Here is a 20,790-nt window from a genome sequence, read left to right as displayed (position 1 = left end):
GTGAGGAGGACGGGGTCCTTCGACGAGGGGTGAGGAGGACGGGGCCCTCGACGAGGCGGGAGGGGACAGGGGCCCTCTCACTAGGCTCCGCGTGGTGACCAGCACCGCCCCCCTGCTCGATCTCACCGACCCCGCCGTCGTCGCCGACCCCTACCCGGCGTTCGCGCGGGCACGGGCGCACGCGCCGGTGCAGTGGCACGAGGGCCTGGGCCTGTGGCTCGCGTTCACCCACGCGGAGTGCAACGCCGTCCTCCGGGACCGGCGGCTGGGCCGGATCTGGCGGGACAAGGAGCCGGCGGAGCGGTTCGCGGACTTCAACCTCATCCACCGCAACGCCATCCTGGAGATGGAGCCGCCGTCGCACGCCCGCCTGCGCCGGCTGATCAGCACGGCGTTCGCCCGCGGGCACGTCGAGCGGCTGCGACCGTGGGTGGAGCAGCTGGCCGGCCGGCTGGTCGACGAACTGGTCGAGCGCTCCGGCGGGTCAGAGCCGGTCGACGTCCTCTCGAGCATGGCCGAGCAGCTGCCGGTCGACGTCATCGCCGAGCTCCTGGGCGTGCCGCAGGTCGACCGTCCGCTGCTGCGGCCGTGGTCCAACGCGATCGTGAAGATGTACGAGTACGGGCGGACGACGGCCGTCGAGGAGGCCGCCGAGCGCGCCGCGGGCGAGTTCGTCGCCTACCTGCGCGAGCTGGCCGCCGACCGTCGCCGCCACCTCGGCGACGACCTGGTCAGCCACCTGGTCACCGTCCGCGACACCGAGGGCGACCGGCTCACCGAGGACGAGCTGGTCACCACCTGCATCCTGCTGCTCAACGCCGGCCACGAGGCGACGGTCAACGTCACCGGCAACGGACTGCTGGCCCTGCTCCGGCACCCCGACCAGCTGGCCCGGCTGCGCGCCGACCGGGCGCTGCTGCCGACGGCGATCGAGGAGCTCATGCGCTTCGACTCCCCGCTGCAGCTGTTCGAGCGGACCGCCACCGAGGACGTCGGGATCGCCGGCGTGACCGTGCCGCGCGGCCAGAAGATCGCCGCCCTGCTGGGCGCGGCCAACCACGACCCCGCCGTCTTCGCCGACCCGGAGACGCTCGACGTCGGCCGCACGGACAACCCGCACATCTCCTTCGGCGCCGGCGTCCACTTCTGCATCGGGGCGCCGCTGGCCCGCGTGGAGCTGCAGGCCTCCTTCGGCGCGCTGCTGGACCGGACGGCGCGGCTGGAGCTCGGCGGCGAGCCGGTGCGGCGTCCGGAGTTCGTGATCCGGGGCCTGGCGGAGCTGCCCGTCGTGCTCAGGCGGTAAGTGGGGAGTGATCCGGCGGTCCAGGACGGTGCACGGAGGCCCGCGCGATCTCCGGCGGCACGGCGAATCGCTGCGCCTTGCCGGGGCCGTCGTACTCAGCACTGAGAGCCCAGGTCAACGACGGACGGATCACGGCTCGGTCTGCGAGCTCGCGCTGGACGTTGCGAATCGCCCGAGTGAACCCCGTCATCTTCGCGTCAAGCGACCACCCGAGGAGAGACAGCACCTCTGAGCGGTCGAGCACCCCAGTGGGGACCTCAGCGGCAGCGAGCATGACGTCAGCACGACGGGGATAGCCCAGCTCACGTAGCCGCGCGACGACAGCTGCGAACTCGTGTGGCTCCCAGGTCTCGGTGGGAGTCTCGGTCTCGCCGACCTCCGCTGCGCCGACCCCGCTGTCATCGATGGCGCTCTCTTCGAGCTCCGACGTCGGGTCGTTGGCCAACGCGGTCAACAATTGGTCGAGGGTCAGCGTTCGAAAATCGACGCCGGCCCGGCTCCGCATCTCGTCGACGAGCTCGAAACGCGCACTGATCGGCGCGTTCTTGCTCAACAGGCGCCACCAGTCCTCTTTGAGGTCGTTGGTGACCAGCACAACGGGGCGGCCGCTGGTCTTGGCGCCGGCGACCAACTGCTCCCACAGGAAGTAGTCACCGAAGCCGCCGTCCGCCTTGGCAGCGTCCATGTAACCGGGCGGCTGCCTGCGGGCGAAGCGGCTCAGCCCCTGCTGTCGAATCCGTTCATCCTCCTCCAACGTGAAAGGAGCCCCGGTCCGGCCTGCGAACATCTCGCTCAGTGCCGCCAGTACGGCGTCAGAACTCGGGTCGGCGAGCGCTCGTCGAGCCCGGCTGGCCGCGGAGCGCACGCCGATCGCCTGCCGCAGGGATGTGAACGTCTCATCGACCAGCCGACTGAGATCAGCGCGCTCCGTGGAGTCGATGTCCCGGGCGGCCTCTGCAATCAGCTTCTTGACCGAAGTCTCCGCCGTAGCGAGGCCTTGTGTCGGATTGGCGGTCATGACTTCCCGGAGAACCTTGTCCCGGTTCAGCCAGAACTCCCTCTGCACCTGGGCAGGGAGGAACAGTTGATCCTGGATCTTGCGAAGCGCAGCCAGGATGTTCTCGGTGCTCGACCAGTGCACCCGGTAGAGGCCCAGCAGGGCATTTGTGTCGAGTGCGATCAAGCGACCGGCGAGAGGTGTCGTCGACGCATCACCAATCTGTTCGCCAAACACCTCATAGCCCGATCCAATCGACCGTACTGCAACAGCTGACTCGCTCATGGTCCCCTCTCGGGCGCTCCGGTCAGAGACGTTGCCAGGACCATACGGACTCATCCGAATCGCCGACGTGAGACACGTCAGTCCGGTTCTGGGTTGACGACCGCCACCCTCGCCGCAGCGCCGCCGTCCTAGTGGTCTGTCGCGCGGTCGGCGACCACACCGCGAGGACGGCGATCACCTGGCGAGGGCGGCGTGATCGGCCACCGGGCCCGCCGCGTGGGCGCCGGACCCGCGCTGCACCGCGGCTCCGGCGACCACGGGGGAAGGTCCGTCCGCTCGGGCAGGCAGGTGGTCACCTGTGGATCGTGAGCAGGCTCACTGGCACGATCTGAGCCCATGCGTGGGCTGATGCAGGACTATCCCCTGACCATCGATGCGATCTTCCGGCACGTCGAGCAGCACTACGGCGACGGGACGATCGCCACGGCCGGTCCCGGCGGCATCACGCGCAGCACCTACGCGGAATGGGCGCAGCGCACCCGCAGGCTCGGCGGCGTGCTCGACACGCTCGGGATCAGCGCCGACGGCCGGGTCGGCACGTTCGCGTGGAACTCCCAGCGGCACCTGGAGCTCTACTTCGCCGCGCCGTCCACCGGCCGGGTGCTGCACACCCTCAACGTCCGGCTCTTCCCCGAGCAGCTGACCTACATCGCCAACCACGCCGAGGACGAGGTCGTCTTCGCCGACCGCACCGTGCTGCCGCTGCTGTGGCCGCTCATCGACACGATGAAGACGGTCCGGCACGTGGTGGTCATGGACGACGGCGGGGACAACGAGATCCCCGACGACCCGCGGATCCTGGACTACGAGACGCTGCTGGCCGAGGCCGAACCGGTCGAGTTCCACGTCGAGGACGAGAACTCCGCCGCGTCGATGTGCTACACGAGCGGCACCACCGGCAACCCGAAGGGCGTCGTCTACTCGCACCGCTCGACCTGGCTGCACACCATGGGCGTGATGGCGCCCAACGCCTTCGGGCTGGCCATCCGCGACGTCGCGATGCCGGTCGTGCCGATGTTCCACGCCAACGCCTGGGGGATCGCACAGGCCGCGCCCGCCGCCGGCGCCTCGCTGGTCATGCCGGGGTCGATGATGCAGCCGCAGGCGCTGGCCGACCTCATCGTCGACGAGGGCGTCACCTTCACCGCCGGCGTCCCGACGATCTGGCAGGGCGTGCTGCCGCACCTGGCCGGCCGCCCGCACGTGCTGCGCGAGATCGGCTGCGGCGGCTCGGCGGTGCCCCGGGCGCTCAGCGAGGCCTACCGCGAGCAGGTGGGCCTGCCGATCCTGCAGGCCTGGGGAATGACCGAGACCCACCCGGTCGCCTCCTCCGGCGTCCTCCCCCGGCGGTTCGTGGACGCCGACGAGGACACCAAGGCCACCCAGCGCGCCCGTGCCGGCATCCCGTTCCTCGGCGTCGAGGCGCGCATCGTCGACGCCGAGACCCTCGAGCCGCAGCCGTGGGACGACGAGGCCACCGGCGAACTGCAGGTCCGCGGGCCGTGGTGTGCGCAGGACTACTACAACCCGGACGCCGGGGTGGTGCTGTCCACGCCGGACGGCTGGATGCGCACCGGCGACGTCGCGGCGATGGACGAGTACGGCTCGATCCGGATCGCCGACCGCACCAAGGACCTGATCAAGTCCGGTGGTGAGTGGATCAGCTCGGTGGACCTCGAGAACGCGATCATGAGCCACCCGAAGGTGAAGGAGGCCGCCGTCGTCGGCATCCCGCACCCGAAGTGGGACGAGCGCCCGCTGGCCTGCGTCGTCCTCAAGCCGGGCGAGTCCATGACGGAGGACGAGGTGCTCGAGCACCTCAAGCCGCTGGTCGCCAAGTGGTGGCTGCCCGACGCCGTCACGTTCATCGACGAGGTGCCCAAGACCAGCGTCGGCAAGTTCTCGAAGAAGGACCTCCGCGCGAAGTTCGCCGACTTCGAGCTGCCGAGCTGACGGACTCCCCGCGCGCGGCCTAACGGACGAAGGGGGGCCGGCCGGTCTCGCTCACCAGGGGCCGGCCGGCCGCCTCCCACCCGCCCATGCCGTCGCCGACGTTCACCGCGTCGTAGCCGTTCACGTTGAGCCACGCGGCCACCCGCGCGGAGCGGCCCCCGCTGCGGCAGATCACGTAGAGCGGGTCGGCCTCGGGGATGTCGTCGAGCCGCGCCGGGACGTCGCCCATCGAGATGTGCGTGGCGCCGTCGATGTGGCCGTACACCCACTCGTCGTCCTCCCGGACGTCGAGGACGACGGCGTCCTCCGGGAGCTCGGCGGCGGAGACGGTCGGGACCTGCAGCGGCATCACGTCCCCATGATGCACACGGCCGCCGCGCGTCCGGCTGCCAGGATGGACGGCGATGACCGCCTCTCCCGCCGCCCCCGTCCGCGACCCGGCCTGGTCGCTGTCCCGCGCGGCGATCGGCCTCTGGGTGACCGAGGGGGTGCTCGGCGCGCTGTTCTCCGGAGCGCTGGTGGCGGCCTTCGTCCTCTTCGTGCCCGTCGGCGGCCCGGTGCCGGTGCTCCGCTGGCTGCTGCCGGCCCTGGTCGCGGTGTACGCGGTCGTGGCGATCGGCGTCCGGCCGTGGTTCCGCCACCGGGTGCACCGCTGGGAGGTCACCGACGAGGCGGTCTACACGCTCACCGGCTGGCTGACCCGCACCTGGACGCTGGTGCCGGTCTCCCGGATCCAGACCGTCGACGTCACCCGCGGCGTGCTGCAGCAACTGTTCGGCCTGGCCACCGTCGCGGTGCTCACCGCCTCCAGCCAGGGCACGGTGCGGGTCTGGCACCTGGAGGCCGACGTCGCCGCGCGGGTCGCCGACGACCTCGCCCGCCGCGCCGAGGCCGTCCGCGACGAGGCCACGTGAGCCAGGCCGCGGCACCCGCGCGGCGGACCTCGCCGCGGATCGTGCTCGTGCACACCGCCACCTTCCGGCAGGCCCGCCAGCTGGTGCCGGTGCTCATCCCGGTCGTCGCGGTCACCGGTCTGGACGACGGGCTGACCACGGTGGTCGTCCTCGCCGGGACCATCACCGCGCTCTCCCTGCTCGCCGCCGCGCTCAGCTGGTGGCGGTTCAGCTACGCGGACGGGCCGACGGCGATGGTGGTCACCCGCGGCCTGCTGGCGCGGTCGGTGCGCACCGTGCCCAACGACCGGATCCGCGGTGTCGAGGTCGAGACGCCGCCGCTGCACCGGCTGTTCGGGCTGGTCCGCGTGCGCGTGGACGCCGCCGCGGGCGCGGTGGGGGTGAACGAGGAGGAGGTGGTCGTCGACGGCGTCCCGCGGGCCGAGGGCGACCGGCTGCGGGAGTGGCTGCTGGCCCGCCGCGGCGCGGCACCGGTGGACGACGCCGCGCGGGAGGAGCCGGCCGAGGAGGTGTTCGCCCGCTTCGACAACCGCTGGCTGCTGTACGCGCCGCTCGTCGGCAGCTACCTCGTCGTCCCGCTGGCCGCCGTCGGCACGCTGTTCCGGTTCGTCGACGAGCTGCCCGACGGCCTGGTGCCCGACGTGGAGGGACCCGACCTCTCCGACACCCAGCTCCTCGTCCTGGCCCTGCTGGCCGCGGTGCCGCTGCTGGCGCTGGCCGCGGTGGTCGGCGCGGCGGTGGTCAACTGGCGGTTCCGGCTGGTGCGGCGGGGCGGGTCGCTGGTCGCCGTCCGCGGCCTGCTGACCCGGCGGCACACCGAGCTGGAGGTCGACCGGATCCGCGGCGGCACGATCAGCGAGGGCCTGGGCATGCGCTGGGTGCGGGCGGCCCGGGTGAACGCGCTGGTCACCGGGCTCGGGCAGGCCAACCGGCGGGGGCAGCTGCTGCCGCTGGGGCCGCGGACGGAGGCCGGGGCGCTCCTGACGCGGCTGGTCGAGGACCCTGGCCCGCTGCAGCTGCACCCACCGGGGGCCCTGCGCCGGCGGCTGGTCCGCGCGCTGGCGACGGGCCTGCTGGTCACCGCGCTGGGCGGGCTGGCCGCGGCGACGCTGGGCTGGTGGTGGGTGCTCGTCGCCGGGGTGGTGCTCACCGTGCTCGGCGTGCCGATGGGGATCGGCCGGTACCGGGCGCTCGGCCACCGGGCGGGACCGCGGTCGTTCAGCGTGCGCAGCGGCTGGCTGGTGCGGGAGCAGGCGGTGCTGCAGCGCCGCGCCGTGGTCGGCTGGCAGGTGCGGCAGAGCGTGTTCCAGCGCCGGATGGGCCTGGCCACGGTGGTGGCCTGCGTCGGCGCGGGCAGCGGGGGCTACCCGGCGGTGGACATGGCGGCCGGTGAGGTGGCCTCGTACACCGCGGCCGCGTCGTCGGGCACGTGGGCGGGGACGCTCGCGGGCCGAGTTCCTGTCGGTGGGCGGTCCTAGGGTCGCGGCGTTGCCCCGCCGAGAGGAGACGCACGTGCCCGACGTCGACACCAACCAGCCCCTCGGGACGCCGACCTGGGTCGATCTCGCCGTGCCCGACCTGCAGCCGGCGCTGGACTTCTACGGCGCGGTGTTCGGCTGGGAGTTCCGCGTCGGCCCGGAGGAGTACGGCTCGTACACGACCTGCCTGCTGCGTGGCCGGCCGGCCGCGGCCGTCTTCGTCGACCCCGCGCGCACCCCGGCGTGGGACGTCTACCTGGCCACGCCGGACTGCGACGCCACCGCCGCGCTGGTGCGCGAGGCCGGCGGCACGCTGCTCCAGGAACCGGACGACGTGCTGACCCAGGGCCGGATGGCGATGGTCCGCGACCCGGTCGGCGCCCGCGTCGGGCTGTGGCAGGGCCGCGACCACGTCGGCTGCCAGGTGGTCAACGAACCGGGATCGCTGGTCCGCAACGACCTGGTCACGCCCGACCCGGAGCCGGCTCGGGCGTTCTACGCGCGGGTGTTCGGCTTCACCCTCGACGGCAACCCCGACCTGCCCGACTTCGACTTCACCTTCCTGCGCCGGCCCGACGGCCACGAGGTCGGCGGGATCATGGGCGCTCCGGGTGCACCGGCCTCGGCCTGGAGCACGGTGTTCGAGGTGGCCGACACCGACGCGGCGGTGCGCGCGGCGGTCGGGGCCGGTGGGACGTCCCCGGGCGCCGAGGACTTCGTCTACGGGCGGATGGCCACCGTCGTCGACCCGTTCGGCGCGGAGTTCGCGGTCATCGCCCGGCCGCCGAGCTGACCGCGTCCGCGGCCTCCAGCGTGGTGACCAGCCCGGCCGCGGCACCGGGGTGCTCACCGGCCAGCAGCCCGGCAGCGGCGAGCACGTACCGCCGGTCGACGACGACGCGCGCGCCGGCCAGCACGCCGCCGGCTCCGCCGCGGTCGGCGGCCACCCGGGCGACCGCCTCCTCCAGCGCGACCGGCCCGGCGTGCCGGAACACCCCGCCGGAGAGGACGACGAGGCCGCAGGTGCGCGCACCGGCCCCGCCGGGCCCGTACGCCGCCTCTGCGCGCAGGTGCCGGCGCAGCGCGATGATCGCCGCCGCGACGCCCCGGTCCAGCGGGTCGTCGCCGGGCACCGGGAGCTGCTCCGCGGCGGCGGCCGAACGCAGCACCTCTGCACTCGCGGCCACGCCGAGGTCGCCCTCGACGGTGCGCCGCGCCGCGGGCACGCCGACCGCCTCGCGGCCCAGGGTCGCCTGCTCCGCGTCGGGGTCGGGCACGCAGTACACGTCGGTGGTCGCGCCGCCGACGTCCAGCACGACCACGCCGGGCTCCTCCGTCCTCGACCGGGCGGCCGCGAGCACGCTCACCCCCGCCAGCACGGCGTCCGGCGTCACCGTGCGCACCCACTGGACCAGCCGCGGGTCGGTCGAGAGCCGGTCGCCGCCGATGACGTGCCGGAGGAACACCTCCCGGATCGCCGCCCGCGCCGACTCGGGGGCCAGCCGGCCGATGTCGGGCAGCACGTTGTCCGCCTCGGTCACCGGCAGCCCGCCGGTCCGCAGCACGGCGGCCACCTCGTCCCGCACCGCGGCGTTCCCGGCCAGCACGACCGGGACGGACCCACGAAGGACCCCGCTGCCCCCCAGCGCTCGCACGCTCGCGCTGGGTCCCTGCAGCGGCGCCGAAGAGGCCAGTGCCACCGCGTTGTGCCGCAGCACCGAGGCCTCTCCGCCGTCGGTGCCGCCGACCAGCAGGACGACGTCCGGCGCGACCTCGGCCAGCGCCGCCAGCCCGGCGTCGTCCAGCGGGCCCGCGGCCACGTGCACCACCCGCGCCCCGGCCGACAGCGCGGCGCGGTGCCCGGCCTCGGCGCTGATCAGCTCCTCGTAGCCGACCACCGCCAGCCGCAGTCCCCCGCCGGCGCTGGAACAGGCGAGCACCGGCGCGTCGGGGAGGTCGGCGAGCGCGGCGAGCACCCCGCGGACGACGTCCTCGGGATCAGTCGGCGCCTGCGCGGTGGCCAGCAGCTCGCCCGCGGGCAGCCCGACGAGAGCGGCCTTGGTCCAGGTGGAGCCGATGTCGACGCAGGCGACGGCGCTCACTCGCGGTGCAGCCCGGCCTCGGCCGCGCCGGCGGTCAGCGCTCCCAGCCCGAAGGCCTGCACCGGGCCCAGCGCGCCGGCGTCCCGCGCCCCGTGCTCGGCGGCGTGCGTGGCACCCCAGGCCAGCAGCTCGGCGGTCAGCCCGTACGGCTCGGGTCCGGCCAGCTCCACCCGGCTGACCAGGGCGCCCGACCGGTCCCGGACCTCGGCGACCGCGCGGGTGCTGGCCTCGGCGAGGGTGCGCTCCGACGGCCCCTCGGCAACCCGGCCGCCCACCAGCGAGGCCAGCCACCGCGTGCCGTGATGGGCCAGCGGCAGCCGGCCCGCGGCGGCCGCCAGCGGGGCCAGCCGGTGCGCGACCGGGGTGAGCGCGCCGAACCAGTCCAGGTGGACGCCGACCTCCTGCAGCGTCGGGGCGAGGTCGGGCAGGGTGAGGTGCTCGGAGCCGCCGATCGACAGCCCGCGGCGGGGTCGGCCGGCGGCCTCGAACCGCCACAACCGCCGTCCGGCGACCTCCTGCGCCAGCCGGCCGCCGGTGAACACGGGGCCGGGCTCGAGCAGCACCCCCATCAGCGAGACCAGCGTGCCGCGGGAGAAGGCCTGCCCGGAGGTGCCGTCGAGGGCGTACCCGACGTCGACGCGGTGCGCCCGGTCGCCGGCCTCGGTCAGCGCCAGCGCGCCGGCGAGCACGCCGGGGACGTAGTCCAGCCCGAAGGCCGGCACCAGGGTCGCGCCGGTGACCGCCGCGCGGGGACCGGCCCGCTCGAACACCCGGCGCAGGAACGGCGGCTCGCCGGTGGAGTCCAGGTAGACCGCGCCGGCGTCGACGGCGGCCTCGACCGCGGGCCAGCCCAGCCGGAGGAACGGCCCGACGGTGCTGACCAGGACGTCGCCGTCGCCGAGCAGCGCCCGCACCGAGGCCGGGTCGGCGGCGTCCGCGCGTGCGGTCTCCAGGCCGCCGAGCCGCTCGGCCGTCCCCGCCAGCCGGTCGGGATCGCGGCCGGCGAGCACCGGCCGCGCACCGCGGGCCACGAGCGCCTCCGCCGTCCGGCCCCCCGTGTAGCCGGTCGCGCCGAAGAGGACGATGCGGGCGGTCACCCTGGCGACCCTAGCCCGCGACTGTCGATCACCGTTCCGGGTGGCGGGGCGGCGGCGTCATCGAGCCGGACCCTTTCCGCAGCAGCCCAGCGGAGCGCCCCGGCCCCGGCGGTTTCCGCGGAAACCGCCGACGGCGACGCGCGAGGCGCGCGCCCCACACGGGGACGCGCGCCTCGGCTGCTCAGTGCTGGACGGCCTTCTCCGCACCGATGCCGGTGAGCGCCCGCACCTCGAGCTCGGCCCACTTCTCCTCGTTCGGCCGCTCCTTGGACAGGACCGTGCCCAGCCAGCCGAGGAAGAACGACAGCGGGATGGACACCAGGCCCGGGTTGCTGAGCGGGAACCAGGAGAAGTCGACGTCCTGGAGCAGTGAGGTGCTCTTGCCCGTCGCCTCGACGATCGGCGCCCCCGACACCACCGGCGAGAAGATGATCAGGGTGATACAGGCGATCAGCCCGCCGTACATCGACCACAGCGCGCCCTGGGTGGTGAAGCGCTTCCAGAACAGCGTGTAGAGGATGGTCGGCAGGTTCGCCGACGCGGCGACGGCGAACGCCAGCGCCACCAGGAAGGCGATGTTCAGCCCGGCCTGGAGCGCCAGGATCCCCAGCCCGATCGAGATGGCGCCGATGATGATCGCGGTGATGCGGGCGACCCGCACCTCTCCGTTCGGCGCCACCTTGCCCTTCTTGATCACCGATGCGTAGACGTCGTGCGCGAACGAGGCCGACGCGGTGATGGTCAGGCCCGCGACGACCGCGAGGATCGTGGCGAACGCGACGCCGGCGATGATGCCGAGCAGCACCGTGCCACCGAGCTCGAACGCCAGCAGCGGTGCCGCCGCGTTCACCGCCCCCGGCGCGCCCAGGATCCTCTCTGGGCCGACGAGCGCACCCGCCCCGTAGCCGATCACCAGGCTGAACAGGTAGAAGATGCCGATCAGCCAGATCGCCCACACGACCGAGCGTCGGGCGTCCTTGGCCGTGGGCACCGTGTAGAAGCGCATGAGCACGTGCGGCAGGCCCGCCGTCCCGAGCACCAGGGCCAGGCCGAGGGAGACGAAGTCCAGCTTGGACGTGCTCGTCGCGCCGTACTGCGCGCCGGGGGCGAGGACGTCGCGGCCTTCGACGGCGTTCTCCACCGAGGCGCCGAGCAGCGCCGACAGGCTGAAACCGAACTGGGCGAGCACCCACAGGGTCATGACCAGCGCGCCGGCGATCAGCAGCGAGGCCTTGATGATCTGCACGTACGTGGTGCCGCGCATGCCGCCGACCAGCACGTAGATGATCATGAGCGCGCCCACGAGGACGACGACCAGCGCCTGCGCCGCCTCGCCGGTGACCCCGAGCAGCAGGGTCACCAGGCCGCCGGCGCCGGACATCTGCGCCAGCAGGTAGAACAGCGAGACCGCGAGGGTGGAGATCGCCGCCGCCGTCCGGACCGGTCCCTGCCGCATCCGGAAGGCCAGGACGTCGGCCATCGTGAAGCGCGCGGTGTTGCGCATCAGCTCGGCGACCAGCAGCAGCGCCACCAGCCAGGCGACGAGGAAGCCGATCGAGTAGAGGAACCCGTCGTAGCCGAAGACCGCGATCGCGCCGGCGATGCCGAGGAACGAGGCCGCGGACAGGTAGTCGCCGGCGATCGCGAGCCCGTTCTGGGTGCCGCTGATGTTGCGGCCGGCCGCGTAGTAGTCGGCGGCGCTCTTGTTGGTGCGGCTGGCCCGGAACGTGATGACCAGCGTGATCGCGACGAAGACCGCGAAGATCGAGATGTTGACGGCCGGCTCGCCGATGGTGCCCGAGTCGGCGGCGAGGATCGCGTCAGCCACGGGTGCCGCCCTTGGTCAGGGTCGGGCCGTCGCCGCGGTCACCGCGGTCACCGCGCGCGTACTCGTGGTGCTCGAGGCGCTCGCGCATCTCGTCGGCGATGGGGTCGGTCTGCCGGTTCGCGTGCGCGACGTACAGGTGGGTGATGACGAACGTCGTCACGAACTGCAGCAGCCCCAGGAGGATGCCGAGGTTGACGTTGCCGAAGACCCGGGTGGACATGAGGTCCGGTGCGTAGGTCGAGAGCAGGACGTAGAGCAGGTACCAGCTCAGGAAGGCGACGGTCATGGGGAAGGCGAAGCGCCGGAAGCGCCGCTTCAGCTCCGTGAACTCCGGCGAGTCCTGGGCCTCGCGGTACTCCTCCGGTGTCAGCAACCTGCGCTCGTCTGGTTGTGTCACGGTGCGTCCTCCCCTGTAGGCCCCCGGTGACCAGCGGAATCGTGATCGGGATCACTGTAGAGAGGGCTCCCGCCGTCGTCTCCTCATCGAGACCTATCCGTGTCACGACCGTCTGTTCGGCGTAACCGTGCGGGAACGCGCCGACGGTGCAATGGGTCATGGCCACATCTGCAGGCAGGTCGACGGGGTGGTTCCCGGTGGCGCGGGCCGACGACGTCGGGACGCGGCCGGTGGCGGTGGGCGCCGGCGGACAGGAGTACGTCGTGGTCCGGCTGCGCCCCGGCGGCGAGGTGAGCGCGTTCCCGGCCCGCTGCCCGCACCGGCTGGTGCCGCTGGCGGCGGGGGAGGTCGTCGACGGACGGCTGCAGTGCCCGTACCACGGCTGGCAGTTCGACGGCGAGGGCCGCTGCGTCTCCATCCCGTCCCTGGGCGCCGAGGGGACGCCGCCCCCGCGGGCCGACCTCACCGTGCCCTGGGCGGTGGAGGAGCGGCACGGCTGGGTCTGGCTGGCACCGGAGCGCACCACCGTCCCCGTGCCGCCGCGGCCGGCCGGAGCGGCGACGGTGGAGCCGGCGCCCGGGGTCCCCGCTCCCGACGGCCCGGTGCTCGGCAACCTCGACCCGGCGCTGGACGGCGCCTGGCACCCGGTGGCGCTCTCCCGCGAACTGCTCCCGGGCGGCTGGCTGCAGGTGCGGCTGCTGGGCCGCACCTGGATGATCCGCCGGACGCGGTCCGGCCTGGACGTCGACCCGCCCGCGTACGGCGTCCGCGAGCGCCTCGGAGTGGTGTGGCTGGCCCCGGCCGAGCCGCGCGACCTGCCGCTGGAGGTGCCCGAGGACGCCGACCGGCGGTTCGTGAGCACCTGGCTGACACCGGTGCGCTCGCCCGGCCCGGCGGGACCGCTGGCCGACACCTTCTTCGACGTCGCGCACGCCCCGTTCGTGCACAGCCGGATCGGCGGCCCACCGGAGGCCGCGGAGGTCCCCCCGTTCGCGGTCGTCCCCGAGGACGGCGGCTTCCGGGCCGAGCTGGAGCGGGCGTACGAGACGCCGCACCACCCCGACGGCGTCGACGGGGCGCCGGTGCGGCGCCGGGCCACCTACACCTACCGGGTGCCCTTCCAGCTGCGGCTGCGGCTGGACTCGCCGGACTCCGGGGCCGTCACCACGATCCTGTGCCTGCTGCAGCCCGAGGACGCGGACTCGACCCGCGTCTACACCCGGATGCTCATGTCGGCCGGCCCCGGCGAGCGGCTGCCCGGCCCCGACCTGCTCGCCCGCGAGGTGGCCATCCAGCGGGCGGTGCTCGCCGAGGACCTCGCGCTCCAGGCCCGGCTGCCCGACGCCGGACTGCCGCTGAGCACGCGGGACGAGCTGCACGTGCGGGCGGACCGGCCCGGTGTCGCGCTGCGGCAGGCGCTCTGCGACTTCGTGCGGGCCGCCTCCGGGCTGCGCGGAGCCGCGTGACGGTCACTCCGCGGGCAGCGGCTCCCCGCACGCCGCGCACCGCGTGGGCGGGTCCTCCTCGGCCATCCGCCCGCAGGCCGGGCAGACCCGCTGCAGCCAGCAGGCCGGGTCGCCGCCCTCCGGCTCGGCGGGACGGCGCGACCCCGGTCGGAGCGGAGCGGGCGCGGGCTCGTCGGACGTCACCGGCACATCATGGCCGCGGGCTGGGATGCTGGCGGGCGTGCCGTCCCCCGCTGCCCTCCGCACCGCACTCGCCGTCGTCGCCACCCTCGCCGGGCCGGCCGCCTGGGTGACACGTGCCGCCTGGGGGCTGCCGACCGCGCTCGGCGCCAGCCGGCGGGAGGTGCGGCCGTACGTCGTCGGGTCGCCGCAGTTCTCGGAGGGCCGCTTCCACAACCGGGTCGCCACCCCGTCGCTGCCGCCGGCCAGCGCCCGCCGCGGCCTGCTCCGCCAGATGCACGAGGAGCGGCACACCGGGCTGCCGGCGCGCCCGGTGCCGCTGGTGCGCCCGGAGCTCCCCGCGGAGGCGGCCGAGCTCGCGGTGACCTGGTTCGGCCACTCCAGCGCGCTCATCGAGGTCGACGGGCGCCGGGTGCTGGTCGACCCGGTGTGGGGCGAGCGCGTCTCGCCGTCCCCCCTGCTCGGCCCGACCCGCCTCCACCCGGCGCCGGGGCCGCTCGCCGACCTGCCGCGGGTGGACGCCGTCCTCGTCTCGCACGACCACTACGACCACCTCGACCTGCCCACCGTCCGTGAGCTGGTGCGGACCCAGACCGCGCCGTTCGTCGTACCGCTGGGGATCGGCGCCCACCTGCGCGGCTGGGGCGTGCCGGAGGAGCGGATCGTCGAGCTGGACTGGGAGGGCGCGGCCACCGTCGCGGGGCTGACGCTGACCTGCACCGAGGCGCGGCACTTCTCCGGCCGGTTCTTCGCCCGGGACACCACGCTGTGGGCCTCCTGGGTGATCTCCGGGCCGCGGCACCGGGCGTTCTTCGGCGGCGACACCGGCTACACGCCCACCTTCGCCGCCATCGGCGCCCGCCTGGGCCCGTTCGACCTGACGCTGCTGCCGATCGGCGCCTACAACGACGCCTGGCAGTACATCCACATGACGCCGGAGGAGGCCGTCCGCGCCCACGGGGACCTCGGCGGGGGCCTGCTCGTGCCGATCCACTGGGCGACGTTCAACCTGGCGTTCCACCGCTGGGCCGAGCCGGTGCAGCGGCTGTGCGCCGCGGCGCAGCGGTCGGAGGTGCAGGTGGCGGTGCCGCGGCCGGGCGAGCGGGTCGACGTCCTGGCGCCGCCGCGGCTCACCGACTGGTGGACGTCGGTCGGGTCGGCCGCCGACGAGCCGGAGGTGGACGGCGACGCCGGGGCGGGCAGCTCGGTGCTGGCACGGGCGGCGTCCTGGCTGGTGGCCCGGCGGCAGGGCTGAGCGGAGTCGCTCGGCGGCGTGTCCGCACTCCAGCGACCCCGCTCAGCGCAGCAGCTTGGACATCCGCCGGTCGGCCAGCGGCTTGCCGCCGGTCTGGCAGGTCGGGCAGTACTGCAGCGAGGTGTCGGCGAAGCTCACCTCGCGGACGGTGTCGCCGCAGACCGGGCACGGCAGCCCGGTGCGGGCGTGCACCTGCAGCCCCGAGCGCTTCTCGCCCTTCATCGTCGCCGCCCGCTGGCCGACCTGACGGTCGAGCGCGTCGGTGAGCGTCGCCCGCATCGCGTCGTAGAGCCGGATCAGCTCGTCGTCGTCGATCCGGTTGGCCATCTTGAACGGCGACAGCCGGGCGGCGTGCAGGATCTCGTCGGAGTAGGCGTTGCCGATGCCGGCGATCACGGTCTGGTCGGTGAGGGTGCCCTTGAGCTGGCCGGAGCGCCCGCCGAGCAGCGCCGCGAACTGCTCGCGGTCGACGGCGAGCGCGTCGGGGCCCAGCCGGGCGATGCCGGGCACCTCGGCCGGCGTCCGGACGACGTACACCGCCAGGCCCTTGCGGGTGCCCTGCTCGGTGAGGTCGAAGCCGTTGCCGTCGTCGAGGTGCACCCGCAGGGCCAGCGGGCCCTTGCCCGGCTTGGGCGGGGCGGCCGGGAGCCCGGTGCGCCAGTGCAGCCAGCCGGCCCGCGCCAGGTGGACGACGAGGTGCAGCCCGGAGACGTCGAGGTCGAGGAACTTCCCGTGCCGCGCGACGCCGGTCAGCTCCAGTCCCGCCAGCGCGGACAGCGGCGGGTCGAAGGTCTTGATCGCCTGGACGGCGGCCAGGTCGACCCTCGTCACCACCTTGCCGACGGCGTTGTCGCGGAGGAACGCGGTCAGCGCCTCCACCTCGGGCAGCTCGGGCACCGGGTCATGATGCCCTGCTCAGCGCCGTCCCCGCCGTCCCCCGATCCGGGCGGTTTCCGCGGAAACCGGCGCCGTCGCGGCCCCGTCCGGAGGCTCGCCCCGAGCCTGCGAGGGGTGAGTGGGACGGGGTCCTTTCTCAGTCGGTGTCGTCGTCGCTGACCGGGGCGGTGGCGCCGGGCTCGTGCCGGGCCTGGTCGGCGACCGCGGCGGCGACCGCCTGCGTGACGGCGGGGTCGAACACGCTCGGGATGATGTAGTTGGCGTTGAGCTGGTCGTCGCGGACCACCGCGGCGATCGCCTCGGCCGCCGCCAGCAGCATGCCGTCGCTGATCTCCCGGGCCCGCGCGTCGAGCAGGCCGCGGAACACGCCGGGGAACGCGAGCACGTTGTTGATCTGGTTCGGCAGGTCGGAGCGGCCGGAGGCGACGACGGCGGCGTACTGCCGGGCGCGGACCGGGTCGACCTCCGGCGTCGGGTTGGCCATCGGGAAGACGACGGCGTCCGACGCCATCCGGGCGAGGTCCTCCGGGCGCAGCACGTTGCCCGCGCTGACCCCGATGAAGACGTCGGCGCCGTCGAGGGCGTCGGGCAGCTCGCCGCGCACGCCGTCGGGGTTGGTGCGCGCGGCCAGCTCGCGCTTGGCCGGGGAGAGCCGCTCGTCGTCGGGCGAGAGGATGCCCTCGCGGTCCCACACCAGCACGCGGCGGGCGCCGGCCTTGAGCATGAGGTGCACGATCGCCGTCCCGGCCGCACCGCCGCCGGCGACGACGATCTTCACGTCCTCGAGCCGCTTGTCCACGACCCGCAGGGCGTTGCGCAGTGCGGCCAGCGCGACGATCGCCGTCCCGTGCTGGTCGTCGTGGAAGACCGGGATGTCGAGCTTCTCGCGCAGCCGGGCCTCGATCTCGAAGCAGCGCGGCGCGGCGATGTCCTCGAGGTTGATGCCGCCGAAGCCGGGGGCGATCAGCTCGACGGTGCGCACGATCTCGTCGACGTCCTGGGTGTCCAGGCAGATCGGCCACGCGTCGATGTCGGCGAACCGCTTGAACAGGACGGCCTTGCCCTCCATGACCGGCATCGCCGCGCCCGGGCCGATGTCGCCGAGGCCCAGCACCGCGGAGCCGTCGGTGACGACGGCGACGGTGTTGCCCTTGATCGTCAGCCGGCGGACGTCGTCGGGGTTGTCCGCCAGCGCGAGGCACACCCGCGCGACGCCGGGCGTGTAGGCCATCGACAGGTCGTCGCGGGTCTTCAGCGGCACCTTCGAGGCGACCTCGAGCTTGCCGCCGAGGTGCAGCAGGAAGGTCCGGTCGCTGACCTTGCGGACCTTCACCCCGGGGACGGAACGCAGCGCGTCGACCATCTCCTCGGAGTGCGCGGCGTCCGCGGCCGAGCAGGTGACGTCGACGGTCAGGCCGTCGGAGCGGGAGTCGACGACGTCGATCGCGGTGACCGCGCCACCGGCGGTGCCGACCGCCGTGGCGATCCGGCCGATCGAGGCGGGGTCGCCGTCGGCGGTGAGCCGGACGGTGATCGAGTAGGACGCCGAGGTGACCGGCCCGCGGGGCGGCGTCGCCGGCCCGCCGAGGGCGGTGTCGTCGGTGCTGGGCGTGGCTGCGGTGTCGGTGCTCATGGCGGGTGCCATCGTCCCACTCCTGCCGGGTGCCGACTCCCTTGCGGTCACAACGGTCGGCCGGGGCTCAGGTCGGCGGCCGCGACACCCGGCCCTCGGCCCGGGCCTTGAGCCCGTCGCAGAACTGCCGGAACGACGGGTTGAGGTCCGGCGTGGTGCGCCCGAGCAGGCCGGCGAGCGGGCCGGTGTGGTCCTCGCGGACGGTGAGCGCCGTGCCGCCGTCCTCCTGCCGGTCGAGCCGGTAGGTGCGCTCGATGACGGCGGCCCCGAGGGGCAGCCCGCCGCGCCAGCGCATGGCCTCGCCGGGGCGCAGCTCGGTGACGGTCACGACGAACGGGCGGCTGCGGATCATCGTGGCGTAGAGCGTGAGCCGCTCCCCGAGCGCGACCCGGCCCTCCACCCGGTCGACGCCGGAGTTCCAGTCCCGCCAGCTGCCGACGTCGACCAGCACCGCCCACACCTGCTCGGGGCTCGCGTCGATCCGGGCGGCCGCCTCGAAGCTCCTCATCCCGTCACCCGGCCTTCACACCCGTGACCTGCAGGTACGTGTTGGGGACGACGATCCCCGGCCCGCCGCCGCGGGTGAAGCTCCCCCACATGTCGCTGAACTCGCGCTCGAGGGCGTCCCGCCCGAGGTCGTCGAGCCGTTCCCACGCCACGTGCACCGGGCCGAACCAGTCCCGGTAGCGCTGCCACTGCGCCGCGACCGAGGGGGCGGTGAACTCGACGGTCCGCTCGCTGTGCTTCACCTGGCGCAGCGCGCCGCGGTCGAAGATCCCCTGCACGCCCTCGGGCGTCCCCCACCGCAGCGGCTCTCCGGCGGCGTCCTCCGGGTCGTGCCGGGCGAGCAGTGCCAGCAGCCGCCCGCCGGGCGCCTCCGGCCGCCATGCGGTCAGGCCCAGCCGGCCGCCCGGCCTGAGCACCCGCACCAGCTCCCGGGCGGCCTGCTCGGGGTCGGCGGCGAACACCACGCCGAAGGTGGAGACGACGACGTCGAAGGAGTCGTCGGGGAACGGCAGCTCTCCGGCGTCGGCGACCTCGGTGCCGATGGTCAGACCCTCGACCTCGGCCCGGCGGAGGGCGTACTCCAGCAGCTCGGGGACGAGGTCGCTGCACACCGCCTCGGCGTCGCGGCGGGCGGCGGCCAGCGCCGTGTTGCCGGTGCCGCCGCCGACGTCGAGCACCCGGTCGCCCGGACGGACGCCCAGGTCGGCGACGAGCTGCTCGCTGCAGGGCACCAGCCGGACACCGACCTTCTGGTAGTCGCCGGCCGCCCAGACCTCGCGGCTCCGCGCGGCGGTGGAGGCCGTCATGCCCGCAGTGTGCCCTCCGTCACACCGGCCCGGAAGTGGCGGGGCGGTCGTGAGGCGCGGGGCGACGTCGCCGGCGCCCGCCCGGTCGGGGTCGGCCGCCAGCTCCCGGGCCCAGGCGACCAGGCCGGGGGCGTCGACGTCGTGCGGCGGGTCGGCGGCGTAGGCCGCGACGTTGCCGGCGCCGCGCTCGAGCAGCGTGGCCGCCCCGCGCGGGTTGCCGCGGCCGACGTGGGTCAGCCCGACGGCGAGCTGCGCCAGGCCCCGCCAGAGCTGCCGTTCGGCCTCCGGGGCGGACTTCCAGGCGTCCTCGAGCACCTCGTGGGCGTGGAACGGCCGGCCGGCGTCCAGCAGCCGCTGCGCCTCGGCGAGGGCGTCGGCCGGGGCACGCACCAGCCCCTCGGGGGCGCGCTCCACCCCGGCCTCCCCGTACGGCAGCGGCCGACCCAGGGCGTCGCGGGGGCGGGCGTTGCGCGCCCGGCCGGCGGGATCGCGGTCGCGGTCGGCGTCCATCCCCCGATCCTGACCCCGATCCCGGCCGACGGCCTTGTCCTGTCGGTGGTCGCGTGCAGGATGGGCACCGAGGACGGCCGCACGACGGGCCGCCCCCGCACCGACCCGCGGTCGACGTCGTCGACCGGTCCGGACCTGGAGGGGGTGGGGCCCGTGGCCCCGGTCATCGAGGAGCGCTCGGTCGCGCTCGACCTGGAGACCGCCGCGGCGCAGGTCGCCGGCGCGGCACTGCGGCCCGGCCCGGTGGGCGCCGTCGGCCTGGAGCTCGAGGCCCACCTGGTCGACCTCGCCGATCCGGCCACCCGCGTGCCGTGGGCGCGGATCGGCCGAGTCGTCGACGCGCTGCCCGCCCTGCCCGGCGGCAGCCGGGTCACCCTCGAGCCCGGCGGGCAGGTGGAGCTCTCGGGTCCGCCGCTGGCCGGCGTCGTCGAGGCGGTGGCGGCGCTGCGCGCCGACCGGGACGCGCTGGCCGCCGTCCTGGCCGCCGAGCGGCTCGGGGTCGCGCCGGTCGGCGCCGACCCGGTGCGCCCGCCGCGGCGGGTCAGCCCGCAGGCCCGCTACACCGCGATGGAGGAGCACTTCGCCGCCGTCGGCTGCGCGGAGGCGGGGACGGCGATGATGACGGGCACGGCGTCGCTGCAGGTCAACCTGGAGGCCGGTCCGCGGGGCGGGTGGAGCCGGCGGGTCGCGCTGGCCCACCAGCTCGGGCCGGTGCTGGTCGCCGTCTCCGCCTGCTCCCCGCTCGCCGCGGGCCGGGCGACCGGCTGGGCGTCGCACCGCCAGCAGGTGTGGGGGGAGATCGACCAGGCCCGGTGCGGCCCGCTCCTGGGCGGCGCCGACCCGGCCGGCGAGTGGGCGGAGTACGCCCTCTCGGCGCCGGTCATGCTCGTCCGGGACCCCACCACCGGCGGAGCCGCGCCGGTGCGGGGGCGGGTGCCGTTCGGCGCGTGGGTCACCGGGGCGGCGCCGCTGGGGGGCCGCCGGCCCACCGCGGCGGACCTGGACTACCACCTGACCACGCTGTTCCCCCCGGTCCGGCCGCGCGGCTACCTGGAGATCCGCTACCTCGACGCGGCGCCCGAGCCGTGGTGGCCGGCGCTCGCGGCGGTGACGGCGACGTCGCCGACCTCGTGCTCTGGGACCCGGGGCTGTTCGGGGTCCGGCCGCACGCCGTCCTCAAGG

General features: G+C 74.8%; 19 protein-coding genes. 8 read left to right on the top strand and 11 right to left on the bottom strand.

Features of this window, described 5'->3' with window-relative positions:
• Positions 1–94: 94 nt before the first annotated feature.
• Positions 95–1,303 carry a cytochrome P450 gene (locus MY526_RS04190; RefSeq protein WP_436703306.1) on the top strand — a complete coding sequence of 403 codons (1,209 nt, stop codon included), beginning with the start codon at positions 95–97 and terminating at the stop codon, positions 1,301–1,303.
• Here the strand turns inward: MY526_RS04190 and MY526_RS04185 are convergent.
• Complete coding sequence (locus MY526_RS04185; RefSeq protein ID WP_436703305.1) at positions 1,293–2,585, bottom strand: PIN domain-containing protein; 1,293 nt, start codon at positions 2,583–2,585, stop codon at positions 1,293–1,295. The genes MY526_RS04190 and MY526_RS04185 overlap by 11 nt on opposite strands.
• A gap of 336 nt (positions 2,586–2,921) precedes the next feature.
• Between MY526_RS04185 and MY526_RS04180 the strand changes: the two genes are divergently transcribed.
• Positions 2,922–4,538 (top strand): long-chain fatty acid--CoA ligase, encoded by a 1,617-nt coding sequence (locus MY526_RS04180; protein ID WP_436691119.1) that lies wholly within the window; start codon positions 2,922–2,924, stop codon positions 4,536–4,538.
• Positions 4,539–4,557: 19 nt separating this feature from the next.
• Here the strand turns inward: MY526_RS04180 and MY526_RS04175 are convergent, their stop codons facing one another.
• Entirely contained in the window at positions 4,558–4,887 is a 330-nt protein-coding gene (locus tag MY526_RS04175) for a rhodanese-like domain-containing protein (protein WP_436691199.1), read from the bottom strand.
• A 55-nt stretch (positions 4,888–4,942) separates the two neighbouring features.
• Between MY526_RS04175 and MY526_RS04170 the strand changes: the two genes are divergently transcribed.
• From MY526_RS04170 to MY526_RS04160, 3 genes are read left to right on the top strand one after another with little or no spacing between them, the layout of a single operon-like run.
• Positions 4,943–5,452, top strand: coding sequence for a PH domain-containing protein (locus tag MY526_RS04170; RefSeq protein ID WP_436691121.1), 510 nt, complete (start codon positions 4,943–4,945; stop codon positions 5,450–5,452).
• Positions 5,449–6,930, top strand: a complete 1,482-nt coding sequence (locus MY526_RS04165) for a PH domain-containing protein (protein WP_436691123.1) — start codon at positions 5,449–5,451, stop codon at positions 6,928–6,930. Before MY526_RS04170 ends, MY526_RS04165 begins: the two co-directional genes overlap by 4 nt.
• A gap of 34 nt (positions 6,931–6,964) precedes the next feature.
• The gene (locus MY526_RS04160) at positions 6,965–7,723 is read left to right on the top strand and encodes a VOC family protein (RefSeq protein WP_436691125.1); all 759 of its coding nucleotides are present in this window, start codon (positions 6,965–6,967) and stop codon (positions 7,721–7,723) included.
• Here MY526_RS04160 and MY526_RS04155 read toward each other — a convergent pair.
• From MY526_RS04155 to MY526_RS04140, 4 genes are all read right to left on the bottom strand, one after another.
• Positions 7,701–9,032: a glutamate mutase L gene (locus MY526_RS04155; protein ID WP_436703304.1), complete on the bottom strand. Its 1,332-nt coding sequence runs from the start codon at positions 9,030–9,032 to the stop codon at positions 7,701–7,703. The two genes, MY526_RS04160 and MY526_RS04155, sit on opposite strands and share 23 nt — an antisense overlap.
• Positions 9,029–10,129, bottom strand: coding sequence for a saccharopine dehydrogenase family protein (locus tag MY526_RS04150; RefSeq protein WP_436691129.1), 1,101 nt, complete (start codon positions 10,127–10,129; stop codon positions 9,029–9,031). The genes MY526_RS04155 and MY526_RS04150 overlap by 4 nt, the downstream gene beginning before the upstream one ends.
• 181 nt (positions 10,130–10,310) lie before the next feature.
• The gene (locus MY526_RS04145; protein ID WP_436691131.1) at positions 10,311–11,957 is read right to left on the bottom strand and encodes a solute symporter family protein; all 1,647 of its coding nucleotides are present in this window, start codon (positions 11,955–11,957) and stop codon (positions 10,311–10,313) included.
• On the bottom strand, positions 11,950–12,354 hold the full coding sequence (locus tag MY526_RS04140) for a DUF485 domain-containing protein (protein ID WP_436691133.1): 405 nt from the start codon (positions 12,352–12,354) through the stop codon (positions 11,950–11,952). Before MY526_RS04140 ends, MY526_RS04145 begins: the two co-directional genes overlap by 8 nt.
• A 158-nt stretch (positions 12,355–12,512) precedes the next feature.
• Between MY526_RS04140 and MY526_RS04135 the strand changes: the two genes are divergently transcribed.
• A complete protein-coding gene (locus MY526_RS04135; protein WP_436691135.1) occupies positions 12,513–13,820 on the top strand; it encodes a Rieske 2Fe-2S domain-containing protein in 1,308 nt (435 codons plus the stop codon).
• A 3-nt stretch (positions 13,821–13,823) separates the two neighbouring features.
• Here MY526_RS04135 and MY526_RS04130 read toward each other — a convergent pair whose 3' ends face one another.
• On the bottom strand, positions 13,824–14,003 hold the full coding sequence (locus tag MY526_RS04130) for a hypothetical protein (RefSeq protein ID WP_436691137.1): 180 nt from the start codon (positions 14,001–14,003) through the stop codon (positions 13,824–13,826).
• A 37-nt stretch (positions 14,004–14,040) separates the two neighbouring features.
• On the opposite strand from MY526_RS04130, the gene MY526_RS04125 reads away from it, so the two are divergent.
• Positions 14,041–15,255 carry an MBL fold metallo-hydrolase gene (locus tag MY526_RS04125; protein ID WP_436691139.1) on the top strand — a complete coding sequence of 405 codons (1,215 nt, stop codon included), beginning with the start codon at positions 14,041–14,043 and terminating at the stop codon, positions 15,253–15,255.
• 42 nt (positions 15,256–15,297) lie between these two features.
• On the opposite strand, the gene MY526_RS04120 is transcribed toward MY526_RS04125, so the two are convergent.
• From MY526_RS04120 to MY526_RS04105, 4 genes are all read right to left on the bottom strand, one after another.
• On the bottom strand, positions 15,298–16,152 hold the full coding sequence (locus tag MY526_RS04120) for an Fpg/Nei family DNA glycosylase (protein WP_436703303.1): 855 nt from the start codon (positions 16,150–16,152) through the stop codon (positions 15,298–15,300).
• A 136-nt stretch (positions 16,153–16,288) separates the two neighbouring features.
• Positions 16,289–17,797, bottom strand: coding sequence for an NAD-dependent malic enzyme (locus MY526_RS04115; protein WP_436703302.1), 1,509 nt, complete (start codon positions 17,795–17,797; stop codon positions 16,289–16,291).
• Positions 17,798–17,852: 55 nt separating this feature from the next.
• The gene (locus MY526_RS04110; protein WP_436691145.1) at positions 17,853–18,293 is read right to left on the bottom strand and encodes an SRPBCC domain-containing protein; all 441 of its coding nucleotides are present in this window, start codon (positions 18,291–18,293) and stop codon (positions 17,853–17,855) included.
• 4 nt (positions 18,294–18,297) lie between these two features.
• Positions 18,298–19,608, bottom strand: a complete 1,311-nt coding sequence (locus tag MY526_RS04105; protein WP_436703301.1) for a DUF309 domain-containing protein — start codon at positions 19,606–19,608, stop codon at positions 18,298–18,300.
• A gap of 153 nt (positions 19,609–19,761) precedes the next feature.
• Here MY526_RS04105 and egtA point away from each other — a divergent pair.
• The coding region (egtA, locus tag MY526_RS04100) for an ergothioneine biosynthesis glutamate--cysteine ligase EgtA (RefSeq protein WP_436703300.1) at positions 19,762–20,790 on the top strand (1,029 nt) is incomplete at its 3' end.

Origin of the sequence: Geodermatophilus sp. CPCC 205761 (assembly GCF_051383655.1) — a bacterium.
GTDB lineage: Bacteria > Actinomycetota > Actinomycetes > Mycobacteriales > Geodermatophilaceae > Geodermatophilus.
The sequence above is the reverse complement of the archived record's forward strand: the minus strand, read 5'-3'. Positions and strand labels throughout refer to the sequence as shown.

Coding starts and splice junctions, on each gene's coding strand:
- MY526_RS04180 (WP_436691119.1), top strand. CDS start 2,922: ATGCGTGGGCTGATGCAGGACTATCCCCTGACCATCGATGCGATCTTC.
- MY526_RS04170 (WP_436691121.1), top strand. CDS start 4,943: ATGACCGCCTCTCCCGCCGCCCCCGTCCGCGACCCGGCCTGGTCGCTG.
- MY526_RS04105 (WP_436703301.1), bottom strand. CDS start 19,608: ATGGACGCCGACCGCGACCGCGATCCCGCCGGCCGGGCGCGCAACGCC.
- MY526_RS04110 (WP_436691145.1), bottom strand. CDS start 18,293: ATGAGGAGCTTCGAGGCGGCCGCCCGGATCGACGCGAGCCCCGAGCAG.
- MY526_RS04175 (WP_436691199.1), bottom strand. CDS start 4,887: ATGCCGCTGCAGGTCCCGACCGTCTCCGCCGCCGAGCTCCCGGAGGAC.
- MY526_RS04135 (WP_436691135.1), top strand. CDS start 12,513: ATGGCCACATCTGCAGGCAGGTCGACGGGGTGGTTCCCGGTGGCGCGG.
- MY526_RS04185 (WP_436703305.1), bottom strand. CDS start 2,585: ATGAGCGAGTCAGCTGTTGCAGTACGGTCGATTGGATCGGGCTATGAG.
- MY526_RS04115 (WP_436703302.1), bottom strand. CDS start 17,797: ATGGCACCCGCCATGAGCACCGACACCGCAGCCACGCCCAGCACCGAC.